The organism is Cupriavidus sp. 2SB (assembly GCF_005503625.1).
Classification (GTDB): Bacteria; Pseudomonadota; Gammaproteobacteria; order Burkholderiales; family Burkholderiaceae; genus Cupriavidus.
In genome coordinates this window covers 1-1177 of record NZ_SCMX01000172.1, presented here as the reverse complement: position 1 = coordinate 1177, position 1177 = coordinate 1, and the positions used below count along the sequence as shown (strand labels likewise).

Here is a 1177-nt window from a genome sequence, read left to right as displayed (position 1 = left end):
CTGCTACTGGGGCGAATGTGGATCGGTTTAATCGGCAGTTGCATCAGGAAGATAAAGCAACGGCCCGACGAATTGCCGAGAAAGCGGCAGCCGACGGTATCACCAACCCCGATGGCTCGCCAATTTCGGTTGCTCAGATTGAGGAAACCATGCGGTCTGGAAGTTATCGCGGTGAGAGCGCCGGCACAATCATTGCCAAGGATGATCCGAATGCCATTTATGACTCGGGCGCGAAGTTTTCCCAGATTGGCGACGGTCCTATGATGATGCAGGTTACCTCTAAACCCAAACCTCATGTTGCGTCGCTGATTCAGTCGATGACTGGCGGCGACGATTCTCCTTATACCTGGGTCGGTATCCCATCTGGTAAGAGTAGTGGACCAATTTACTCGACAACAAATCCGTATGTAGGCGGTACTTGTGCTTCGGCAGAATGTGCAGCGGGATTGGGACAGCAAGGGAGAGGTCTACTGCCAGATTACATATCCGGAAGCACTTCTGCATTATCTGGAGTTGTAGGAACTTCAGTGAATCTCCATGACGGTACCGCCTATCTGCACGGAGGAGTTACACAGGCGAATCCCCGGTCAATATCGTTTAAACCGGGTCAATCCATAACCGTGGGATACATATTTGGCGCAAACAATGCTAAGGCAGTAAGCTCGTTTTTGACAGGCAGCGGCACCCAAGCTTTTCTTTCTGTTCCCACACCTTGGAATGTGAACGCAGTCGTCTCTGTTACGCACGCCTATGGAGGGCGCTCCGCACTTGAATTTGGAGTGTCACCACGATCAAAAATATCGTTCGGCGCCTCCCCATGGAGTCATTCTGCACCTCTGAATAAGCCACAAAATGCACAGGAGAAATAGCTATGATTGCCCCAGGAGGGCCAGATGAAGAAACATGGTCAAAAATGTCTAAAAAGTCCAAACGCAATTACTGGATAGTTAGTTTGATTTCTTGGTTAATTATTTTGATACTCGTCATCTACAAAATTACTTTGTCCTGACATCCAATCGCGGCATCTTCGATCTAAAAAGCCTTCGACACTACTCGAGCGACGAAAACCGCACCAACCTCGCAAAAGCGACATCCGGTGTCGATGGCTGGAAGGAAGGCGGCGAATTGCGGCGAATATCGTGGCTGGGGGAATTGGGGCTGCGGTGGGTGGTGGGTC

Annotated in this window: 2 protein-coding genes; both read left to right on the top strand. The window is 50.5% G+C overall.

Translation table 11 applies throughout. The features are described 5' to 3' along the window. A partial coding sequence (locus FFS21_RS31880) for a polymorphic toxin type 22 domain-containing protein (RefSeq protein WP_249359778.1) occupies positions 1-869 on the top strand: 869 nt, incomplete at its 5' end. Between the two features lie 91 nt (positions 870-960). Then, on the top strand, positions 961-1177 hold a 217-nt coding region (locus tag FFS21_RS32355), incomplete at its 3' end, for a hypothetical protein (protein ID WP_212745290.1).